Source organism: Kribbella sp. NPDC049174 (genome assembly GCF_043197365.1).
Taxonomy (GTDB): domain Bacteria; phylum Actinomycetota; class Actinomycetes; order Propionibacteriales; family Kribbellaceae; genus Kribbella.
Genome location: NZ_JBICSZ010000015.1, coordinates 23,440 through 41,680, shown reverse-complemented (window position 1 = coordinate 41,680; position 18,241 = coordinate 23,440). Strand labels below are relative to the sequence as shown.

The 18,241-nt window shown below is 66.7% G+C and carries 9 protein-coding genes; 1 reads left to right on the top strand and 8 read right to left on the bottom strand.

The annotated features are described in order from the left end of the window. Positions 1-30: 30 nt before the first annotated feature. A complete protein-coding gene (locus ACGFIF_RS41290) occupies positions 31-855 on the bottom strand; it encodes an SAM-dependent methyltransferase (protein WP_393162817.1) in 825 nt (274 codons plus the stop codon). An 89-nt stretch (positions 856-944) separates the two neighbouring features. Continuing rightward, positions 945-1,409: a response regulator transcription factor gene (locus ACGFIF_RS41285; RefSeq protein ID WP_393162815.1), complete on the bottom strand. Its 465-nt coding sequence runs from the start codon at positions 1,407-1,409 to the stop codon at positions 945-947. On the opposite strand from ACGFIF_RS41285, the gene ACGFIF_RS41280 reads away from it, so the two are divergent. Then, positions 1,386-1,619, top strand: a complete 234-nt coding sequence (locus ACGFIF_RS41280; protein ID WP_393162813.1) for a hypothetical protein — start codon at positions 1,386-1,388, stop codon at positions 1,617-1,619. The two genes, ACGFIF_RS41285 and ACGFIF_RS41280, sit on opposite strands and share 24 nt — an antisense overlap. 102 nt (positions 1,620-1,721) lie before the next feature. On the opposite strand, the gene ACGFIF_RS41275 is transcribed toward ACGFIF_RS41280, so the two are convergent. The 6 genes from ACGFIF_RS41275 to ACGFIF_RS41250 form a co-directional block, all read right to left on the bottom strand. Further along, positions 1,722-1,928: a hypothetical protein gene (locus ACGFIF_RS41275; RefSeq protein WP_393162811.1), complete on the bottom strand. Its 207-nt coding sequence runs from the start codon at positions 1,926-1,928 to the stop codon at positions 1,722-1,724. A gap of 171 nt (positions 1,929-2,099) precedes the next feature. Next, positions 2,100-3,827 carry a malto-oligosyltrehalose trehalohydrolase gene (gene treZ / locus ACGFIF_RS41270; protein WP_393162809.1) on the bottom strand — a complete coding sequence of 576 codons (1,728 nt, stop codon included), beginning with the start codon at positions 3,825-3,827 and terminating at the stop codon, positions 2,100-2,102. Between the two features lie 5 nt (positions 3,828-3,832). Beyond that, positions 3,833-6,238, bottom strand: a complete 2,406-nt coding sequence (treY, locus tag ACGFIF_RS41265) for a malto-oligosyltrehalose synthase (RefSeq protein ID WP_393162807.1) — start codon at positions 6,236-6,238, stop codon at positions 3,833-3,835. Then, a complete protein-coding gene (gene glgX / locus ACGFIF_RS41260) occupies positions 6,235-8,352 on the bottom strand; it encodes a glycogen debranching protein GlgX (RefSeq protein ID WP_393162805.1) in 2,118 nt (705 codons plus the stop codon). Before glgX ends, treY begins: the two co-directional genes overlap by 4 nt. Positions 8,353-8,570: 218 nt before the next feature. Then, positions 8,571-9,236: a hypothetical protein gene (locus ACGFIF_RS41255; RefSeq protein ID WP_393162803.1), complete on the bottom strand. Its 666-nt coding sequence runs from the start codon at positions 9,234-9,236 to the stop codon at positions 8,571-8,573. A gap of 231 nt (positions 9,237-9,467) precedes the next feature. Then, on the bottom strand, positions 9,468-18,035 hold the full coding sequence (locus tag ACGFIF_RS41250) for a DNRLRE domain-containing protein (RefSeq protein ID WP_393162801.1): 8,568 nt from the start codon (positions 18,033-18,035) through the stop codon (positions 9,468-9,470). Positions 18,036-18,241 lie beyond the last annotated feature (206 nt).

Below are 18,241 nucleotides of genomic sequence, written 5' to 3'. Positions count from 1 at the left end.
GTCCAACAAGTTCGTCTGGAACTCGGACGGCTAGTTCTTGACCGCGAGGACGGCGGCGATCAGGCGTTGCCATTCGGTCAGGTCGTCGACGGGCTCGGGGTTGCGCCACTCGACCGCCGGGACCAGGCCGGGCTCGAGGACGGTGAAGCCGTCGCCGAACAGCGCGAGGATCTGCTCGTCGGTGCGCCACCGGCCGCGGCCCAGCGACCCCTGCAGCACCTGCTCCAACTCCTGGCTGCGTGGGTCGTTCTCGCTGCGGAAGTGACTGATGAAGATGTGGCTGCCGGACGTGATGCGGTCGGACCAGAACTTGACCAGGCCGGCCGGGTCCTCGTCGTCGTTCACGTGGTGCAGGGTCGCGCTGAAGACGACGGCGACCGGCTGCTCGAAGTCGATCAGCCGCCGGGTGTCCGGGTGGTCGTAGATCGCCTTCGGCGTGCGCAGGTCGGACTGGAGCACGGTGGTGTTGTTGTTCTCGGCCAGCAGTGCGCGGCCGTGCGCGAGCACGATCGGGTCGTTGTCGACGTACACGACCTTCGCGTCCGGGTCGTACCGCTGGGCGACCTGGTGCACGTTGTCGGCCGTCGGCAGCCCGCTGCCCAGGTCGATGAACTGCCGGACCCTGCGATTCGACACCAGTTCGCGGATCGCGCGGATCAGCGCGCCGCGGTTGTCGTGCGCGATCTGCTGCGAGCCGGGCAGGTCCTTGATGAACTTGTCCCCGAAGGCGCGATCGACGGCGAAGTTGTCCTTGCCGCCGAGCAGGTAGTCGTAGGTCCGCGCGATACTCGGCTTGTTCATGTCGAACCCGGGGTACGGCGGCTTCTCCGGCACCTGCTCGTCTCCAACGGCCATCGCGGCGGTCCCTCCGATCCGGTATTGACCCCAATCACTCTATGCGATGCGGGGACTACGTGATCTCGGGCCCCGGCCTGTCCGCCGGATCAGCTGGCCCGTTCCAGCAGCCAGCCGCGGTCGGCCGCCTTCACACCGGCCTGGAAGCGGCTGCGCGCGCCGAGCCGGTTCATGATCTGCGCGACCATCCGCCGTACCGTCCGGACCGAGATGCCGAGCTGCGCCGCGGCCACCTCGTCGGTCGCGCCGAGGGCGAGCAGCCGCAGCATCTCCTGCTCACGCAGCGACAGATCGGTGTCGTCGGGCAGCACGTCACCAGCCAGCGGTACGGCGTCCGGCCAGATCCGCTCGAAGAGCTCGATCGCCGTAGTGACCACGCTGGTCAGCCGCAGTACGGCGACGCTGCCGTTCGCCGTATCCGCGGGCAGGACCGCGACCCCGCAGACGTCGTACCGGCAGCGCGTCGGTGGTCGGTGCGTGGGCCGAGGCGCGGACAGGCTTCGCGCCCATGGCGTGCCGTGACCGCGGGGATGACGGTCCGGGATCTGGCGCACGCCGCGCGCGAACTGCCGGACACCGAGACAGGACTCACCCGCGTCGCGCGGGCGGTCGATCACGCGCTCTGGTCCGGCGGGCCGGGTGGTGCGGAGCTCAGTCAGCAGGCGTGGACCGGCGTGCGGGAACTCCGCAAGGCACTCGGGGCACGGCCGTGGCTGGACCGGCTGCAGGCATCGCTCGAGGTGCGAACGCTCTTCAGCCGCTGACGTGCATGCCGCAGCGGCCGTCGGGTTCCGGCACGACGGCCGCTGTGGTGACTCTCGGCGAATGTGCGGTGACCTGGTCTGGCGGGCCCTGCCACCGACTCGTCAGCCGATGACGGTCTTCTTCTCGTCCCTGCCGAGGTGCTCACGGCCGGCCGGATGCCGTTCGCGCGGTTGCTCGTGCAGTGCGTGGTCGGCCGTTCGTGGCGCCGGGCACACCGGGCCGCGGCGGATCGGACCGCCACCCAGCCTCCGGCTCTTCCACTGCTTCTCTTCGTAGTCGTAGTAAGTGTCGACGCCTCCGACTGTCATATATGTCCTCCCGTCAACCCCGCGTCCCCTGCTGGCGCATTCAACAGTCCGGCACGAGTGGCCTGTTTCACAAGCAATTCCGGAAATCCCCATCGACAAACGGATTCGAACAGCCGGATGTGTTCGATTCCCCCACAAACCTGCACCAAACCCGTTTAATGCTTGACGTTCTCAGACCACCACGACGGCCACGCCGTGACCAGCCAGCCGGACACCGTCGGTGACCGGATCCGCCGTACCGAAGGCCATCACCTGGTACGACGGGGTCCCGTCGACCGGCACCACGGCCTCGCCGGCGGCCAGGTTCACGACGATCCGGAAGCGGCCGCGGGTGACCACAAGCCAGTCGCCGTCGGCGTCGAAGGCGATCCCGACCGAGTCCAGCCGATCGTCGCGGAGGTCCGGCGTCCGGGCCCGAAGCCCAAGCAGGTCGCGATACCAGGCGAGCAGCTCGTGGTGCGGCGGCTCGTCCTGCTCGGACCAGTCGAGGACGGAACTGCGCCAGGTCTCGGGATCCTGCGGGTCCGGGATCTCCTCGGCGTCCCAGCCGTACGCCGCGAACTCCCGCCGGCGACCGGTCCGGACAGCCTCGGCCAGCTCGGGTTCGTCATGGTCGGTGAAGTAGCGCCAGGGCGTGGAGGCACCCCACTCCTCACCCATGAACAACATCGGTGTGTACGGCGAGGTGAGCACGAGCGCGGCCCCGATCGCGAGCTGGCCGGGTGTCAGCGCGGGCCGGTCACCGAGCGCGCGGTTGCCGACCTGGTCGTGGTTCGAGGTGTAGGCGAGGAACTCGCCGCCACGGTGCCGGGCCGGGTCGACCGGCCGTCCCCAGTCCTTGCCGCGGAAAGTGGAGTACGACCCGTCGTGCAGGAACACCTGGGTCAGCGTCTTGGCGAACACGCCGGGCTCACCGAAGTCCACGTAGTACCCGGCGCGTTCACCGGTCAGCAGCGTGTGCAGCGCATGGTGGAAGTCGTCGCTCCACTGCGCGGTCATGCCCCGGCCGCCCTCGTCCACCGGCTCGACCATGCGCGGGTCGTTGAGGTCCGACTCGGCCACCAGCCCGAGCGGCCGGCCGAGCTGCTTCGACAGCTCCGCGGTCTCCGACGACAGCTGAGCCAGCAGGTGCGTCGGACTGTCGTCAGCCAGGGCATGTACGGCGTCCAGCCGCAGAGCGTCGAGGTGGAACGACCGGAACCACCGCAGCGCGTTGTCGCAGATCCACCGGCGCACCTCGGTGCTGCCGGTGTCGTCGAGGTTGATCGCCGGTCCCCACGGTGTGGTGTGCCGGTCGGTGAAGTACGGCCCGAATTCGCCCAGCCGGTTCCCACTCGGTCCGACGTGGTTGTAGACGACATCGACGCAGACAGCCAGGCCGACCTCGTGACAGCGATTCACGAACCGCTGCAACGCTTCCGGCCCGCCGTACGGCTCATGGACGGCGTAGAGGTGCACACCGTCGTACCCCCAGCCGTGCCGGCCTGGAAACGCAGCAACCGGCATCAGTGAGACCACCTCGACGCCCAGCGCCACCAGGTAGTCCAAGTGCCCTGCAGCCGCGTCCAGCGTGCCTTCCGGCGTGAACGTGCCGATGTGCAGCTCGTAGAACACAGAACCCCGCACATCCCGACCGGTCCACTCGCTGTCCGTCCAACGGAAGTGATCCTCGTCGAACACCCTGCTGAACCCGTGTACGCCGTCCGGCTGCCAGGCACTGCGTGGATCCGGCAGAGGCCCGACCCCGTCGACGGTGAACGCGTAGTCCGTCCCGGGCCGGGCCTCGACCACGTCCCGGCGCCACCAACCGTCACCCGCCCAGCGCATGGGCAGGGTGCCGTCCCGGAGCACCACGTCGACAGACGACGCGGAAGGTGCCCAGACGCGGAAGGTGTGCACGGGCTTCAGCTCCTTACGAGCAGGGCCACCGGGAGGTCCTCCAGCAGTTCGTGGATGCGGGCTGATCCACTACCCACGATGCGGCCGGTCAACACGTTCTTCCACTCACCACTCGGCAGGACCACCGTGCTCTCGCCCCAGCCGCCCAGCCGATGCAGAGCGGCCGGGAGGCGGGTGGCGACTGTGATGACTGCGTCGCCGCGGGCGAAGGCGACCGCATGGCCGTTGGAGGTTGGCAGTGGGGTGTAGGTGCCGGTGAAGGCGTCCGGGTACTGCCTGCGGATGCGGAGTGCTCTGGACGTGACGAGCAGCTTCTCGTCGGCGAGGTTGTCCGGCTTGGCGCCGTCGTCGAGACGCTGCAGACGGTCGATCCGGTGCTGATAGTCCACCGGCCGCCGGTTGTCAGGGTCCACCAGCGACAGGTCGACCAACTCTGTGCCCTGGTAGACATCCGGTACGCCGGGCATGGTCAGCTGGACCAGCTTCTGGCCGAGCGTGGCCGCCCGGACGAACTCGGTCTGCCTGGCGGCAAAGCGTCGTACCGACTCCACGACGGCTGCGTCCGCGAGGACTGCGGTGGCGAAGGTGACGACGGCCTGTTCGTACTCCTCGTCCTGGGCGGTCCAGGTGGTGTGGCGCTTGGCCTCGCGGATCGCCTTGAGGAGATAGGCCTGCAGACGATCCTCAGGGAGCGGACCGTCGTCCCAGGTGCCGAAGAGCGTCTGCCAGAGCAGGTACTCCGTGCTGCCGTCGAGCAACGGACTCCGGTGGTCCTCCGACAGTCGCCGCCACTCCCGGACCGCCTCCGACCAGGCGGCAGGCTGCTCGGACAGCACACCGAGCCGTGCCCGCACATCCTCGGATCGCTTGGTGTCGTGGGTGGAGAGCGTGGTCATCGTCTTCGGCCAGTGCTGGTTCAGCCGGGCCGCGAAGGCGTGGAACTCCTCGGGAGTCACGCCGAAGTGCTCCGGATCCCCACCGACCTCGTTGAGCGACGAGAGCCGGAACCACCGGTAGAACGCGGTGTCCTCGACCCCCTTGGCCATCACCGGACCGCACGTCTGCTGGAACCGGATGATCAGCTCGTGCCGCGCGTGCTCGTCGATCCTGCTCGCCGTACCGGTCTCCTGGCCGAGCAGCAGGTGCAGTACGACGTCCAGCGTCTCCTGCCGGTCCTCGTCCAGGTTCTCCCGCGCCTTCTCGGCCGCACGCTCCAGAGCACGAACAGCATCCGGTCCAGGCTGCTCCCCTGGTACGACATACGCGCGGTAGATCTCGAAGTGGACGAGTAGCTCCACGACCACCTCGTGGAACGCACGACGGGTGTGGTCACGCAGCCGTACGTCGTCCTGGCAGATGCGGGCCAGCAACTCCACCAGCCGGTGCACCTCGGCGTACTGCCCGTGCTTCACGACCTCCCGCTTGGCCTCCTCCACCACCGGGCTGAAGTCAGCCGGCTCACCAGTCAGCTCGGAGTGGAGCGCTGCGAGCGGTGCAGCACCGGCCGGGTCGACGAAGAGACCTCCGACGCGCAGTAGGGCGTCGTACCCGGTGGTGCCGGCGCAGGGCCAGTCGCGGGGGAGCTCCTCGTCGCCTTCGAGGATCTTCTCCACCACGACCCATGCACCACCGGTGCGCTCGGCCAGGCGGCGCAGGTACCCACGCGGGTCGGCCAGACCATCCGGGTGGTCGATGCGGAAGCCGTTGAGCTTTCCCTCGTGCAGGAGCTCCAGCAGCAGCGCATGCGTGGCTTCGAAGACCTCCTGCGTCTCCACCCGGACGGCAGCGAGTGTGTCCACGTCGAAGAAGCGACGGTAGTTCAGCTCCTCGTCAGCGACCCGCCAGTGCGCCAGTCGGTACCACTGCTCGGTCACCAGCTCCGCGATCGGCAGGTCCGCCGTCCCTGGCCGCAACGGGTACTCGTGCTCGTAGTACCGCAGTACGTCGCCGTCGACCGACAACTCGTTGTCCGCCAGCACCCTGCCGATGCGCTGACCCAGCACCGCCATCAACAACGGCTGGTTCCCCGAACCCCAGTCGACGTCGAACCACTCCGCGTACGGCGACCCCGGCCCATCCCGCAGCACCGACCACAGTGCCTTGTTGAGCCGAGCCGGCGTCGGCACCGCCACGTGATTCGGTACGACGTCCGACACCGCACCCATCCGATGGTCGACCAGCCGTGCGGCCAGCCGGTCGAACGCAGGACGACCCCCGGCCGGCTCGGACAGCCGACTGTGGTCCACCACGTCGTACCCGTGGGTGGAACCGGGCGCGGCCTGGAGGATCGGAGACAGGTACGCATGGGAGATCCCGAGGCTGTGCAGATACGGGACGACGGTCGCGGCGTCGTCGAACCCGAATCCGGCATGCAACTGCAGCCGGTACGTCGCCTGCGGGACCGAGTTCATCCGGCCGCCTGCCTCGGGCGGGTCAGGACCAGCATGCCGTGGGCCTCGATCCGGATGGTGCTGCCCGCGAGGTGCTCGCCTCCCTCGGCACGACCGGTCGGCCTGATGGTGTCCACGACCACGGACCACGCCTCGCCGTACTCCTTCGCGGGCAGCAGGAATTCCTCCGGCTCGTAGTTGCTGTTCAGCAGGATCAGGAACGAGTCGTCCACCACCGGCTCTCCGCGCGGGTCCGGCTCCGAGATGGCGTCACCGTTGAGGAACACGGCCACTGCGCGGGCGTCGTCGCGGCTCCAGTCGCCGTCCTGCATCTCCTGGCCGTCGGGGGTGAACCAGACCAGGTCGCCGAGCCCGTCGACCCCCGTGTCGCCGTGGAAGAACCGGCGGCGCCGGAACACCGGGTGCTCGTGGCGCAACCGGACCAGCGCACCGGTGAACTCCAGCAGGTCCTGCTGCTCCTCGGTGAGGTCCCAGTTCACCCAGGCGAGTTCGTTGTCCTGGCAGTAGACGTTGTTGTTGCCCGACTGGGTCCGGCCGAGCTCGTCGCCGTGGGCGAGCATCGGAACACCCTGCGAGATCAGCAACGTGGCCAGGAAGTTGCGCTGCTGCTTGCTCCGCAACGTGATCACGACGGCATCGTCGGTCTCGCCCTCGGCGCCGCAGTTCCACGAGCGGTTGTGGCTCTCGCCGTCCTTACCGCCTTCGCCGTTGGCCTCGTTGTGCTTCTCGTTGTACGAGACGAGGTCGCGCAGCGTGAAGCCGTCGTGCGCGGTGATGAAGTTGATGCTCGCCAGCGGGCGCCGGCTGTCGTCGCGGTACAGGTCCGACGAGCCGGTCAGCCGCGAGCCGAACTCGGCCAGCGTGTACTTCTCGCCGCGCCAGAAGTCGCGGACGGTGTCGCGGTACTTGCCGTTCCACTCGGTCCACAGCGGCGGGAAGTTGCCCACCTGGTAGCCGCCGTCGCCGACGTCCCACGGCTCGGCGATCAGCTTGACCTGGCTCACCACCGGGTCCTGCTGGACCAGGTCGAAGAACGCCGACAGCCGGTCCACTTCATGGAACTGACGGGCCAGCGTCGACGCGAGATCGAACCGGAATCCGTCCACGTGCATCTCGGTGACCCAGTAACGCAGCGAGTCCATGATCAGCTGCAGCACGTGCGGGTGCCGCATCAGCAGGCTGTTCCCGGTCCCGGTGGTGTCGTAGTAGTGCGACTTGGCCGAGTCCACCAGCCGGTAGTACGCCGCGTTGTCGATGCCCTTGAACGACAGCGTCGGGCCGAACTCGTTCCCCTCGGCGGTGTGGTTGTAGACGACGTCGAGGATCACCTCGATGTCGGCCTCGTGCAGCGCCTGCACCATCGTCTTGAACTCGGTCACCTGCTGGCCGCGGCCGCCCAGCGAGGAGTAGGCGTTGTGCGGGGCGAAGAAGCCGATCGTGTTGTAACCCCAGTAGTTGGACAGGCCCCGCTCCTGCAGGTGCCCGTCCTGGGCGAACTGGTGGACCGGCATCAGCTCGATCGCGGTCACCCCGAGCTCCTTCAGGTGCTCGATGATCGCCGGATGCCCGATCCCGGCGTACGTGCCGCGGATCTCCTCCGGCAGCGCCGGGTGGGTCTTGGTCAGGCCCTTCACGTGCGCCTCGTAGATGACCGTCTCGTGGTACGCGTGCTCCGGCGGGCGGTCGTTGCCCCAGTCGAAGAACGGGTTCGTCACCACCGAGAGCATGGTGTGCTCACGGTTGTCCATCGTGTTCAACTCGTCCGGCTTCGCGAACCGGTAGCTGAACAGCGACTCGTCACCGTCGATCTGCCCGTCGATGGCCTTCGCGTACGGGTCCAGCAGCAGCTTGGACGGGTTGCACCGATGCCCCTCGGCCGGGTTGTACGGCCCGTGCACCCGGAACCCGTACCGCTGACCCGGCTGCACCGCCGGCAGGTACCCGTGCCAGACGAACCCGTCCACCTCGGTCAGCTGCACCAGCTGCTCGGACCCGTCGTCACCGATCAGCGCCAGATCTACTCGTTCAGCAACCTCCGAAAACACCGCGAAGTTCGTCCCGGAGCCGTCATACGTGGCTCCGAGGGGGTAAGGACGACCAGGCCATTTCTGCACCAGACGACAGTAGCCACCTCGGTCCCCAGACGAAGCATGGCGGGGTGTTTTGGTGCGGAGTGTTCATCAGTCGGAGCAGGCCTCCGGCTCGTCGAAGTGGCCCGGCGTGCCCGGGTACGCGCTTCCCGCCGTACGCCGCGTTGCAATGGGTGAACAGGTTGTACGCGCCGTTCCAGTCGATCAGCCGGTCGCCCCCTGGAGCTCCTCCAGGCACCGCATCAGCCGTTGATCCAGCCAGTGGTCGAGGAGCGTTGCAAGGCGGCGATGAGCGACGCCCCCAAGCGATCGGGGTTCAGCCGGTTGGCCTGGATCGGTGAGTCGAGTGGCTCGGTCGCGAACTGGTCACCGCGCTGGTCCCCCCGGATCGACCACAGCGTGGCCTCGCTACCAGGGGAAGCGAATTCAACACGGACAACCACCGATTGCGTGTAGAGCGTCCGCCAATCCACCCCACCGACGAAGTCCAAGAACTCAGTCAACTGGTCCTGGACTTCGGACGACTGCTCGTCCAGGCGAGACAAGACTCCAGCCAAAACTGCGCCGACCGCCGCGGGCTCGCTGCTCGCAGGCAATCTTGCGAATGGCTCGGTGATGACGTAACTGGAGCTTCCATCGGAGAATCGCCTGCCGTGAAAGACCAGCTCGTTCCGGAACAGGTACACATCCGCGGAGGGCTGGTGTGCCACCTCGCGGCTCGGTTCATCCAGCCAGTCCGACTTGTGTCGCCACGTGGTGTTGCCGAGATGATCCCCGATCGCCTTCGCCAGGAGCGGACCTGATCTTGCCTGGCTCTGCAGTGCGAGCATCCTGCTCCGCACAGCATTCCTCGGTATCTCATGGAGGATCGCTTCCTCGAGATCACCATCCGGGCTCGCGAGCAGCACCTCGACCGCCTCGTACCACCGCTGCAGCAGATCGTCGTCCGCGCGGTCCGTCGCCTGCCTCAGCACACCACCCAGGAGAACATCCCGGGTCAACGAGTGAGCCAGCAGCCAGTCGGCGCCGAAGGCCGAGGCGCGAAGATCCGATGCGATCTGATCGCGCCATTCCGGAAACGCGTCCGTCAGATAAGCCGGGTATGTGGAACAAGTCACCTCGGTAATGATTGCCTTCTCCTACGACACTGGCGCTTGACAGTGGAACAAGCAAGAGTTCGCACCGGGGAACAACATCTCATCCAATTGATTCGGCTGACCATTGTACGCTCGAAAGGCTTCCACGTACATCGGAACATCAAGGACGAAACCAGCCACCCCGAGTGTTCTTCCGAACATCGACAACGGTCCGCGCACCCGCAGCGTCCTCGTATAGGACTTCGGATGGATTTCATCGAACTCGGAACCAGTGTGCCTTGCTACTGCCTGGTTCGCCGCGATGCCCTCCAGGGTGCTCTTGAACACTGCCCGCTTGTTTCCCTGGTCGAGATCGGCGTCGATCGTTCCCCCCTGGTCTTTCAGCTGCAGCACGTCCCACAGTTCCTTGAACTCGCCATGAGCGATCGCCTCCTCCCGCGCGGTCAACAGGGCCCTACCTTTATTGAATTTCAACTGATCATTCGCCCGAAGCAGTTCGGCGTATCCTGCGGCGAGCGAGATCGCCTTTTGATGATGCAATTTCTTGTTGACCCTGTTTCCGGTCGCCAACTCGTAGCGCAGCGCCGCGGCAGTCTTCCCATCACCCCTCCCGGAGACCGCCTGCTCCCGTATGTAAGTGGAGTCCAGGAGGTCCTGCAACTTGGCGTTGGTCACCGTCGGCGGGCGGAGGGGAGATTGGGACACCGGGTCGACCCGGTCGCCGTTGTCGTCGATGGCGTAGTGACCGTCCACCTCCACGCCGGTGACAGGGTTGCCGCCGGCGAAGGCGTAGCGGTTGCTGGTCCAGGGGTCGAGGCCCAGGTCGAGGTCGGCCAGGGCGCCGGTGTAGGTGTCGCGGGTGAGGAAGCGATTCAGGCCGGGCGAGTAGTTGCGGAAGCCCATGTCGTAGGAGGACGAGGACTGGTCCCAGCGTTTGGCGTTGAAGCGGTAGACGTTGTAGGGCTCTTTGCCGGGGTTCTGGGCTTCGGGCTTGTCGACGCCGGTGAAGCGGTCGTCGTCGTTCTTGCCGTACGCCGTGTAGCCGTAGGTCGAGCGGGTGTCGCCGGCTTCTGACGTGAGAGTCTCGACGTCGCTGTGCGGGTTGTAGCCGTAGTACGAGTCCTCCGAGCTGCCGTCGGTCTTGAACTTCACCTGCGACAGCCGCGAGCCCCACGGTGAGTACTGGTACGACGCCGTGACCTGGCCGGCCACCTCCTCGGAGAGCACCTCGCCCGACAGACCGAGGTAGTTGTACTCCGTGGTCTTCGCGCCCTCGACCTTCGAACTGGTCCGGTCGAGTGCGTCGAAGCTGGTCTCGGTCGTCTTCGTCGAGCCGTCGTCCTGCAGCTGGCGGTGCTTGATGATGCGGTCGTAGCCGTCGTACGTGTTGCGCTCGATCACCTTGCCGCCGGCCGACACTTGCGACAGCCGACCGAACGGATCGTACGTGTACGACGCCGTCGAGCCATCCGTTGTCGCGGTCAGCAGCCGGTTGCGGTCGTACGAGTAGGTCGTCGACGCGCCCTTGACCGTCTGGGCGACCACGTTGCTGGCCGCATCATGGGTGTACGACTCCGTCGACAGCACCGTCGACCCGCTCGCGTCCTTCTTCTCCACCTTCGCGACCCGGTCGAGTGGGTCGAACGTGTAGGCGTAGACGTTCTCGAGGTAGGCCGAGTGGTTGTCGGCGTTCTGGACCTTGGCGGTGTCCTTGGTCCGGTGACCGTTGGGCGAGTACTCCATCGCGTGCTGGGAGACCAGCGTGCCGTTGGACTTCTTCTCGATCTGCGACGAGACCAGTCCGTCGAGGTAGTACTCGCTGTCGACCGTGTTGCCGTTCGCCTTCGTCTCGACGTCGGTCTGGCCGCGGGCGGTGTAGGTGTACGACGCGATCTTCGGCGCCGGATCCGACGCCGTCTTGGCGTTCTTGACCTGCTCGACCAGATCGCGGACGTCGTAGCTGTACGACGAGTACTGGTCGTTCTTGTCGGTGACGTCGTCGAAGGTGCGCGTCACCGGCGCGCCGTTCTCGTTGTACGTGTAGGTGGTCGTCTTGAGGAGGGTGCTGCCCTTCTTCTCCTCGACCTTGGCCACCTGGTTCAGGCCGTTGTACGTGACGGCGTAGTCGCTGACCTTGGCGGCCGGCTGGGTGTCGGTGATCTGCAGCAGGTTGCCGTTCGCGTCGTACGCGTAGGTGAAGTCCTTCTTCTCGGTGTCCGCCTCACCCGTGTTGTCGCGCACGACCTTGACCGCGTCGGCGACGACAGTCCCGGTGGTGGCCGGAGCCAGCGTGACCGAGCCCGTGGTCGCTTCCGCGAAGGTGAACTCCCCGAGACTGACCCAGGTGCCGGCGCCGGTGGTCTGGTTGACCGGCTTCGCCACCGGTGTCGATCCGGTGCTCACCGCGTACGGCGCTGCCGTCGAGGCACCCGCGACGGACGGGTACCGGACGTAGACGGTGTACTTGCCGTCGGCCGGGACGTTGAGTTTCCAGGTGTGCTTGTCCGTGCTTCCGGTCGCCGCGGCGTGGGTCCGGTAGTTCGTCCCTTGGAACCCGGTGCCCGTCGTGGCGGTCGCCCACGTCCCGGTGGCCTCGACATCGCCGGTGTCCGAGTTGTCCACGAGCGAGACGTGCAAGCCGACCGGTACGCCGTCGTCACTGCGCGACTTGAGCTTGCCGTCGGGGAAGAAGTCCCACGTCATCGTGCGCGACGACGAGCCACCCGCGCTGGTCAGCGTCCGCGCGGTCTGCTGACCCAGATCGTTGTAGCCGTAGGTCGCCGCGATCTCCCACGGGTCGGTGCTGGACTTGACCCAGCCGTTGTCGAAGTACGTGTACGACGTGTCGTTGCGCGTCGTCTGGCCTTCGGACGCCGGTGCGCTGACCTTCGTCACGTTGCCGACCTCGTCGTAGGTCATGACGGTCTTGTCCGGCGTGTTGTAGCGCGCGTCGTCCTCGTCGTACGGCGCGATCTGCTCGGCCGGCCGGTTCAGGGCGTCGTACACCGTGACCTGGGCGAAGTCGTCCGGGTCGTCGGTGGTCTCGACACCGCGCGGGCTGGTCACCTTCGTCTGGTTGCCGACCTGGTCGTACTCCACCTGCGTGGTGCGGTACGTCACCGCGCCGCCGGCGTCCTTGCTGTGCGGGACCTTGACCTGGACGGTCTTGCCCCGCTCGTCCAGCGTGATCAGCGTCTTGTTGCCATCGGCATCCGTCGAGCTGATCACGTTGCCGTCGCGGTCGTACTCCTGGGACGTGCTCTTGCCCGCGGCGTCCGTGGACGTCTTGGGCCGGTGCGCCTTGTCGTACGTCGTCTTGGTGGTGAAGTCGGCCGGGTCGGTGGTCTTCGACTTCCGCGGATCGACGACCGTCACGACGTTGCCGACGTTGTCGTACTCGTAGCTGATCGTGTCGTCCTGCGCGTTGTCGACCGACAGCAACTGGTAGATCGGGTCGTACGTGTACGTGGTGACGAAGTCCGTCGTCTCCGGCGTCAGGACGCCCTTCGGCTCGGTCTGCTTCAGCAGGTTGCCGACCACGTCGTACTCGTACTTCGTCTCCCGCTCCGGTCCGGTCGCGAGATCCTTGGGCGCCTTCGAGGAGATCAGCTGGTCGGCGTCGTCGTAGGCGTTGGTCGAGGCCGCGCCGTTCGGGGCGGTGGCCTGCGTGACGTTGTCGTTGGCGTCGTACACCGGCGCCGGCGTGTTGATGTAGAGGTTCGCGGCCTCGTCCTTCGGCACCTTCGTGGTCATCGGGCGGCCGAAGACGTCGTACGTGTAGCTGCTCGTCTTGAGCTTGGCGTCGGTGACCGCCAGCACGTTGCCCCGGAGGTCGTACCCGAAGTCCGTCGACTTCGTCAGCGCGTCGGTGATCCGCTTCGGGTACCCGGTGTCGTCGTACAGCGAGTACGTGGTGGTGTGGTTGTTCGCGTCGGTCGAGGTCTTCAGCTGGCCGAGCGCGTCGTAGGTGTACTTGGTCGTGTAGTCGTCGGCGGTCGCGGTGGCGTTGCCCTTGGGGTCGGTGACCGACATCAGGTTGCCCAGCGGGTCGTAGCCGAACGTCCAGACCCGCCCCTCCGGGCTGGTCTTCCGGATCAGCTCACCGTAGAAGCCGTTGCCGCCGACGTTGTAGCTCAGCACCGTCGCGGGCGTCCCGTTGGCGTTGGCCTCGGCGTCCTTGATCGTCAGCGGAAAGCCCGTCTTCGGATCGTAGGACCAGGTGCTCCTGGCGCCGTTGGGCTCCTCGAGCTGGGTGACGTTGTGGTCGTCGTCCCAGCTGAGCTTGGTGACCTCGTTCTTCGCGTTGGTCGTCTGGACCGGCCGGCCGAAGCTGTCGGTGAGGTACTTGGTCGCGCGCGGCGTGGCGTCGGTGACCGTCGTCTCCACCGTGGCACCGGGGACGGTCACCGGCACGTAGCCGAATGTCGTCGTCTTGCCGAGCCGGTCCGTCAGCTTCTCGAGCTTCCACTTGTCCTTCGGATCCGTCGTCGCGGCGAAGTACGACAGGTTCGTCGACTTGCCCCGCGGATCGGTGATCCGGACCAGCTTGGTGTTCTTGTTGGTGTTGGTGGCGTCGTAGACGAACTTGAACGTCTTCGCCAGGCTCGTCCCCGCGCCGTCCACGAGCTCGGCCATCAGGCCCTTGTCGGTGTACGTGAACGTCACCTTCCGGCCCGAGATGTCCGTGATCGACTCGACCTGGTCGATGATCTTCGGGTTCGTCAGGTTCGTCGCCGCCGTCTTCACGCCGGCGTCGTTGATGTAGCTGTACGCCTGACCCTTCTCGAAGTAGTCGAGCGTGAGCGTACGGCGGCCGGCCGCATCGGTGATGTAGTCCAGGAACTTGACCGGCTTGTTCGCGCTCTTGCGCTCCTCGTAGGTGAACAGCGTCTCGTTGCCGTTCTTGTCCCGGATGACCGACTGGAAGCCCTGGTCGTCGAAGAAGAACTGGGTACGGTCGGGCCGGGTCAGCACCCACGCGCGGTTGACGGAGGTCTTGTTGTCCGGCGGGTCAGCGACCTTCTGCAGGTACAGGTGCACGCCCTTGGGGTGGTCGTAGTCCCACTTGGTCTCGTCGGTCGTGCCGTGCTTGTTCAGCGCGAACGTGTGGCTCGTGCCGTCCCCGTCGGTGAGCGTGATCTCGGTCGGCCACTTCTGCCCACGCGGATGGAAGTCCAGTGCCGAGCCCAAACGGTTCAGCGTCGACGTCGACAGCGACCATCCGTAGCCCATCGAGGAGGCCGAGGTGTCCAGGCTGTTGTAGGTCATCCGCACGAACGTGGACGCGCCCCGGCTGGGGTTCGACAACGCGTTGTAGCTGAAGGCAACGTTCCCGGTGGCCAGGTTCACCATGGCCGAAGAGCCCGCGCCGGTGTTCTTTCCGGCGTACTGGTAGAACTTCTCCAGTCCCAGCTGGTCCGAGGTCGGGTCCTCGACGGCGGCGTTCTGGTTCAGTGCTCCCACGCCCCCGGTGGTCTTGGACAGCCAGGCGCCCGTCGTCTTGTGGCGAAGATCCCATTGCAGGACGAAGTCTTCGCGCTTGTTGCTGGGATCGGCTGCCGTCGGGCTCTTCACCTGAGCCGTCACCTTGACCGCTGCCCCTGGAGCCAGATCGGCGGGCAGGGCCGTGTCGAGACGGTTCGCCGCCGACGTCACCTCGGTACCGTCGGGCAGCGTCCAGTGGTACGACAACGCGTAGTCCGACGACTTCAGGGCGAACGCCTGCGTGTTCGTGATCGTCACGTCGACCGGGTACTGCGCGGCAGGCGACTGCCGCTGAGGCGTCTTCGGCGCGTGATACGCGGACTCCGGCGTCTTCGTCAGGTAGGTGACCTTCAGGATCGGACGGAGCAGCGGCTCGGCCGCTTCGGCGCTGAGGAACAGCGCATGACCGGTGCTGGTCTCGGTGGCCTGCTTGACCAGGAAACCGTGCTCACTTCCGGCCGTGTTCACCCAGTTCTGTACGGCGGTCTTCGCCTGCCACCAGTGCCAGGTCGGATCCGGTTTCATGTTCGCGGCCGGCACGTAGTCCAGCATCGAGCCGAAGTCGCCGCCCGCCGTTGTCCACGGCGTCGTCGAGTTCGCCTTCAGCCACGTGGTCGACGCCTCGACGAAGGTCTTGCTCAACGCGTGCGCGTTGAGCTGGGCCGCGGTGCCTTCGTAGTGAGCCTTCCAGAGCCCGAACTTGGCATCGAGAATCGTGGAACCTGCCGGAATGCCGGCGGTGACGGTGCCGAAGTTCACGACGGCCCGCGTCTTGCCATAGGTCGAGTTGTTACCGACCTCGAGCCAGGGCTCGCCCTCGATCTTGTCGAGATTCGTCGCGGACTGAACGCTCGACAGTGTCGAGTCGGCCGACGCCTGGAAGTACTTCACCACCTGACCTGCCTTCGGCAGGCGGGCAAGTTGCGTCGCCGACGGGGTCAGACCTCCGTCCTTCGTCTTGACGGCGACCATGTAGTAGTAGCCGTCGCCTTCGTCGGAGGTGTCGTCGGCCGGAGTCGGCTCAGCACTCGTGTCCACGTACGTCGTCGTGCCGGTGGGTACCGGCGAGACCAGCGTGTCCGGGGTCGGGGTGAAGTTCTGGAAGATGCTGCGGTGCACCTGGTACTCGACGATGTCGTCGGCGGTGCTGGTGCTCGGGTCGGCGTACGCGCTCCAGTTCAGCGTGGCGCCGGTCGCGGCGATCGTGGTCGGCGTACTGAGGCTGACGCCGGGGCGGCCGTAGGTGATGACCAGCTTGGGCCGGTTGGCATGCCGGTGGACGTCCGAGCCGTTGTAGGCGTACTCGCTCGCCTGGTAGACCGGTCCGCCTCGCCCGAGGGTCTCGTCCGTTGCCTTGACCACGATGCCGTTGTTCGGCGAACCGTCGAGCCAGTACTGCACCATGTTGCGCACGCTGAACGTGTGCCAGACGCTGCTCTCGCCGGCGTCCTTCGTGTCGTAGGCACGCTTGATGAGCCGCATCGTGTCGGCGGTCGTGACCTTGCCCGCGACGTCGCCCATCGTGATCCGGTAGCCACCACCCAGGTTGAACGGCAGCGATCCGAGGGCCTTCAGGACGTTTCCGCTGCCTTGGGTCTGGTCGACCGTGTAGTTCGACGTACCCCCGCCGTGCAGAACGCTGTACGGCGTGTTCGTCGCGCGGTCGGATCCCTGGAGGTATCCCGCGTAGACGTCGTAGTACCCCGTCTCGGTGACGTCCGGCATCCAGGTGAACGACGAACCCGTCGCGGCGTCGTTCTGGTACTTGTAGCCGCCTCCGTCCGCCGCTGCCGACGTACCGGCGAGCCAGGCTCCGACCATCGACGTCTTGCCGGTGTAGCTGTCGTCGACGTACGACATGTTGTAACCGAGGCTGCCCAGGGTGGTGTTGACCGAGGAGTTCCAGTTGACCGTCGACTCGGTCCAGGCCGAGGCCCCCAGACGCGCCTCCAACTGGACGGCGTTCGCGTTGGTCTGGAACGTCTGGTCGAAGTACAGCTTGAGCTGCGCCGAATCGACCGTCGTCCCGGCAGGCACGCTCGAGATGTCGAATTTCAGCAGGCTCCGGCGCTTGCCCGTCGTGGTCGTCCCGACCTGCAGGCCGCTGATGCCTCCGTAGTTGTTCGCCGGCAGGCTGGAATCCACCATCGCGTCCTGCGCCTGATCCGGCGCCGGTTCCACCGCGATCGTGGGGTCGATCACCACCGGGTACTGGCGGTCCGGGCTGTTCAGCCAGGCAACGTCGGCCCGCACGGTGATGTCGATGTTCGCCCCGTGCTGCGTGACCGTCTGAGTCACCTGGTCACTGAAGGCCTTGCCGTACGGCGACGACGCGTCGTCGCGCGCGTCCGTCATGAACGGCCGCGGCATCGTGAACAGCGGTCGTCCGACCCCGCTCTGTCGGTAGAAGGCGATCGAGCCGTCCGGCTGCTGCTCGGCCTTCACCCCTGCCAGCTTCAGCGTGAAGTGGTACGTCGGATCGGCCGGCGCCGACTCCAGGACGATGCTCTCCTTCAGCTGATCCGGGCCGACCTCGTACACCAGATCGGCGTCGCCGAAGACGTCGGGATAGGTGACCGTGTCACCGGAGCTTGCCGGGGTCAGCACCTTCGTGCTCGGCGTGCCGAGAGTCACGGTGCGACCGTCCAACTCGAACCTGACCAGCTGATCAGGCCGGTTGCCGAAGTAGCTGCGGAAGCTGTTCGTCTCGTTGGCCAGGCTGAAGCCGGTCGCCTTGCTCGTTCGGACGGTGGTGTCGATCGGCTGCAGGCTGCCGTCCGGCGCCCGGAAGTGAACCGGCTCGGAGGACAGCTCTACCTCGCGCCGGCCGTCCGCCAACTCGAACGTCTTGCTGGTCGGCGTGCGCTGTCCGGCGAGCTCCTTCACCCGTCGTGCGTCGCGCTTGACCGGCGTCGGAGTCTGCTCGCCGCGAGGCACCCCGGCAGGCAGGACGGCGTTGAGCTCCGGATCGGGCTGCCCGATCTGGCTGCGCCAGCCCTGCAGCTCGGCGGCCTGCGCAGCCGCCGCCGAGTGAGCAGGCCGGGCAGCGGCCTGAAGCGGGAGGTTGGGAGCGACGAGGGCGACGGCGAGGGACATGGCCGTCAGGGCGCGGCGGGAGCGGGACATGCCGGGCAAGCTCCTTCGGGTGAGCCCGGGACTCGCGGTGAGGTGCGCTTCCGGGGCGGACGGGGCGGCGCGGCGGGACGGCCGGGCGCGTGCATGCTGACACGCGGGCGGACGGCGAAGGAATCGCTACCGGCTGGTCATGTCACTTGCTGCAAGCGGTGTAACGCTGAGGTGTTGTCTCGCGATCGCGCGCGACGAAAATCCTT